Origin of the sequence: Mesorhizobium sp. M0293 (assembly GCF_040321735.1) — a bacterium.
GTDB lineage: Bacteria > Pseudomonadota > Alphaproteobacteria > Rhizobiales > Rhizobiaceae > Mesorhizobium.
Genome location: NZ_JAMYSA010000220.1, coordinates 1 through 4402, shown reverse-complemented (window position 1 = coordinate 4402; position 4402 = coordinate 1). Strand labels below are relative to the sequence as shown.

Sequence of the window (4402 nt, the reverse complement as noted above, 5' to 3'; positions counted from 1 at the left end):
GCACCATCGGTATCGCCCGAGCCACGACCAAAATCGGCATGACAAATCTCGCCTACAATCTGATGCGCTACGTCTGGCACGAGGGGAGAAGTGCGTCCGCGTGACGGTGTGGCGGCAGAAAACGCCGCCACAAAGCAGAAATCAACCACCCATCAGCCCAGTAAAGCGCGGAAAACCTGCGCCAAGCAGCTCAGGTTCAGCGAGCCCCCCCGTTCTTGCGGCCTCTTTGCGTCAGAAACGGCGGTAAATCGAGGTGTCCAGCTTGGTTGCGGCATCATCGCTGGGGAAGTGGCCCCTGGCCCTGACAGTCCGGCGGAGCTTCGAGTTCAGCGCCTCTATCGCGTTTGTCGTATAGATGATCCGGCGCACATCGTCGGGGAATGGGAAGAACGGAATGACCTCGCCCAGGCACGCCGCCAGCTCTGGCCTATGGCGGGATAACGCTGACCCCAGGCCCCGGCCTCGAACGCCGTCAACACCTTTTCGGCGGCATCGGCATCAACGGCGCGGTCAATCTCCTTGAGCGCCGTCGCCAAGCCCTTGCGGTCTTTCCAGGATACGAAGTCCATGGAGTTGCGCAGCAGATGAACAATGCACGTCTGGACGATCGCCTCCGGGAACACCGCTGTAATCGCGTCGGGGAAGCCTTTCAGGCCGTCGACGACGGCCAGGAGAATATCCTCCACGCCACGGTTCTTGAGCTCGTTCATCACCCGGAGCCAGAACTTGGCGCCTTCATTCTGCTCGAGCCAGAGGCCCAGCACCTCCTTTGCACCATCGGCGCGCACGCCCAGTGCGATATTGATGGCCTTGTTGCGGACCATGCCTTCATCGCGGATCTTGACCCGGATCGCATCGAAGAAGACCATCGGGTAAATCGGATCGAGCGGTCCTTTGCTGCCAGGTGGCGACTTCGTCGAGCACGGGCGTCTGTCACCGTTGAGATCAGGTCCGCCGACACTTCGATGCCGTACAGATCGCGCAGGTGCCCGGTGATCTCCCGGGTGCTCATGCCGCGCGCGTACATCGATACGATCTTGTCATCAAAGCCGGGAAAACGGCGCTGGTACTTGGCGATCAGCTGCGGATCGAAACTCGACTGGCGGTCGCGCGGAACATCGATCTCCAGCTTGCCGGTCTCGGTCGTCACCGTCTTGCGGCCATAGCCATTACGCGTATTGCCAGCGTCTTCGCCGCTCGCCAGATGATGGTCCATCTCAGCGTTCAGCGCGCGCTCTGTCAGAGCCTTCTTGAGCGAATCCAGCAGGCCGCCCTGTTCGAAGGCAGCACTGGCTGCACCTCCTGCAAGCAACTGGTCGAGAAGATCATTCGGTATCGCAGGTTCTTTGCGTCGGGTCATAGTGGGAATCCTTTTTACCCATTATGCCCGCCCGCACACGGAAATTCTGACACTCCCAGCTGATCCCCACCGACCGCTCGGCCGCCAGCCGATCCACCATCTCGTTCAGCGTGATGTCCTTGCGCTCATCGATCAGCCCGACGATAAAGGCTTCATGCATGTCGAGGCTGGACGCACGGCGACGACCCTGCGGCCGCGCCGTCAACTCGCCGATCTTCGCCCGCGCAATCCAACGGATCGCGCTGGACACTCCACACCGAACCGTGCCGCCGCCTGCCGTGCCGACATGCCCGCGTTCGAAGCCTTCAAGACCCGCGATCGAAGATCGTCACTCAGTGCTCTTCCCATCATCCACCTCATCAAACGGGATGTTGAATTACCGGCGAAGGCCGCCGTCACATCACAATCGATTTATCAATCGCAGGACGTGCTCTAGCGTTTTGCACGGTTGCCTGGACTGCTCGCTGCAGTAACCACAGCGATTCCTCTAGACTTGATAGTTCAGTAGATCCGATACAAATGCGCAAGGCTCGTATTCTGATATCGTTTGCTGTATACGACGCGTACAGATCAGTGGATCTGACGATCACTCCATCCTTTCGAAGCTCCTGCACGATCCCATCTGTACTACCGCACCGAGGAAGCGGAAGCCAAAAAAACAGACCTTCAGGGTCGGATTGTATCCCAAAATCCCCGAGAATGCGTCCTGATAGCGCCTGACGAATACGCAAATCTTTCCGAATTTCGGCTAATACTTCTTCCGCCGTGCCGTCTGAGATCCACCGCGTCGCAATTTCCGCCATTATTGGCGCAGGATGCCAGCCAGACAGGGGTCTCAACCGTTGAGTCAGCTTGGACACGAGACCCGCGTCCGGCCCAACAATGTGGCCAACACGCACCCCAGAGCCGAGGCACTTTGCCAAACCGCTGACCAACCACGTAATATCAGGCGCAAGCGAGGCAAATGCAGGAGGCGCGTTAGACTTAAGTCTGCCGCAAATGTCATCTTCAATGATCGCAACGCCGTTTTTTCGCGCAACCTCAGCAATATCGAGCCGCCGAGAGTAGGGCGTAGTGTAGGTGTTTGGATTATTTAGCGTCGGAACAATAAACAGCGCCCCAATAGTCTCTTGGAGACATCTTCGTTCAAGGGCGTCCGGCAAAATACCGTGGGCATCGCACTCGATTGGCACGTGACGCAATCCGAGTATGTCTAGAAGTGACCATACCTTAAGGGGGCTGAAATCTTCTGTTGCCACGCGCCCCCCTGGTGAAACCAAAAAAGACAGGATAGCATGAATGGCCGACTTCGTTCCATTGGTAATAATGATGCGATCTGAGGAAAGAGCGCTTTCGAAGCGAGGAGAGAGCCAAAGTACTGCGGAGTCAATATCGCGTGACGTTCCACCATACCTATGGTCTGTAAACAGGTGTCGAATGTCAGAGGTTTGTACGATTTCACCGAGAATATGCGAAAGTCGCTCTCCAAGAAAAGCCGGCAACGGCGGCTTTGCAATAGTCAGGTCAATTTCAATTTCATGAAGTTTGTTCATTTTTTTTCAACGGGTCTTTGAATACAGATTCATCGAGGTGGACCTCGGAAGTAAATCGCGTACGTCCTTAACCATCGTAGCTAGAACCGCGTCAGGTTTTTGTTGCCGAGTTACAACAACCTGAAGATGATCTCGAATAATTGTCGTTATCTTTATTGAGTTATCCCCGGGGAAGGAATACCATGCCGTGGCGAATGGCAATTGTCGAATGGCCACCATGTGGAGTGGATGCTCCGCATAGAATGAGCCCAGCAGCTTGGGATCGTTAACTGCCAGTGAATTCCCCGGCGCGTAGCCGGCCTCCTTGACCATTATTGTCTGGCCGACTGGTCCGGTGGCGAACTTGACGAATTCCCATGCAGCTGCTTGCTGATCTGGCTCTGTCGCTAGGATCATCCCGACAGAACCGCCGGCCGGGATCGTACCGTTTGCCGACGGGCGCGGAAATGGAGCTGCGCGGACGTCGAAGTTACCTGCAGCAGTTTTTTCGAGACCAACCGTCGCAGCACTTGAAGAGATGAACACACCGAGTGTGCCAGCAGAAAACGCCTGCACTGCCTGACTGTATGGCATATCGACCATGACTTCGCCAATTCGGTACAGAACGTCGAGTGAGTTTAGGCCCTCTGAGCCGCCGAATGCCGCATCTTCGTCGCCTGGTGTAGCCATGGCACCACCGAAGCTCTGTACCAGCGCCATAAAGGTCCAGTTCCCACTCACGTCGTAATACTCAAAGTGAATTCCAAGCGTATCTGAACCAAGGTCCTTGATCGATTTTGCAAGACTTATGATAGCATCCCAATTGTCCGGGAAGTTATCGGGATCTCCGCCTGCCCGTTTGACTAGATCAGCATTATAGAAGACAACCGGAGTGGAGATCGCAAACGGCAGACCGTAGCTGTTACTTCCCACCTTTCCCAGCCCCAGCATCGCGGGAGTGTATCCCATATCAGTCCACTCATCGTCAGTGCCAACAAACAGCTTCATTGGTTGACCGAGGCCATGATCAACGATGGTTTTAGTTCTGTTCAGTCCCTGAAAAACAATATCAGGGGTGTCACCTGATAGTTTTCCCCTTAAAAGTCTTTGAGTGACGTCTTCATAGGTTGGCAATGGGGTCTCTAAATTCGCATGGACGCCAGTATTGTCAGAATTGAAGCGAGCTGCGACTGCCTGGTACATGACCGCCGGTAGACCGTGAACCATACTGACGCTTTTGTGTGCTTGTGCGAAGGCCACTCTTGACTTCGCCGTGGCAAGCAATACGGCTGCGGTAGATGCGTGAATAAGACTGCGGCGTGTGATGGACATTTTTTGGTTCCTCCTAGGGAGACGGCTATTTTACTGCGCCGCCACTCAGTCCCTCGACGAACCAGCGTTGGGCTGCGAGGAATGCGATGATGAGGGGGCGACGACGATGGTGGAGGCGGCCATCAGCGGACCGTAATCGTTGCCGGCCTCCTCGTTTTTGAGGGCCATGATTCCCAGC

Annotated in this window: 2 protein-coding genes and 3 pseudogenes; all 5 read right to left on the bottom strand. The window is 55.7% G+C overall.

Annotation, left to right across the window (positions count from 1 at the left end; translation table 11 throughout):
* Nucleotides 1-231: 231 nt before the first annotated feature.
* Nucleotides 232-869 (bottom strand): annotated as a pseudogene (locus NKJ06_RS34630) (IS256 family transposase).
* Between the two features lie 116 nt (nt 870-985).
* Nucleotides 986-1360 (bottom strand): annotated as a pseudogene (locus NKJ06_RS34625) (transposase); the annotation flags it as partial.
* Between the two features lie 58 nt (nt 1361-1418).
* Nucleotides 1419-1708, bottom strand: a pseudogene (locus NKJ06_RS34620) (IS630 family transposase); the annotation flags it as partial.
* 47 nt (nt 1709-1755) lie between these two features.
* Complete coding sequence (locus NKJ06_RS34615) at nt 1756-2913, bottom strand: aminotransferase-like domain-containing protein (RefSeq protein ID WP_352812407.1); 1158 nt, start codon at nt 2911-2913, stop codon at nt 1756-1758.
* Between the two features lie 6 nt (nt 2914-2919).
* A complete protein-coding gene (locus tag NKJ06_RS34610; protein ID WP_352812405.1) occupies nt 2920-4224 on the bottom strand; it encodes an ABC transporter substrate-binding protein in 1305 nt (434 codons plus the stop codon).
* Nucleotides 4225-4402: the final 178 nt, after the last annotated feature.

Bases quoted from the DNA above. Each gene is read 5' to 3' on its own strand.
- NKJ06_RS34615 (WP_352812407.1), bottom strand. From the start codon at position 2,913: ATGAACAAACTTCATGAAATTGAAATTGACCTGACTATTGCAAAGCCG.
- NKJ06_RS34610 (WP_352812405.1), bottom strand. From the start codon at position 4,224: ATGTCCATCACACGCCGCAGTCTTATTCACGCATCTACCGCAGCCGTA.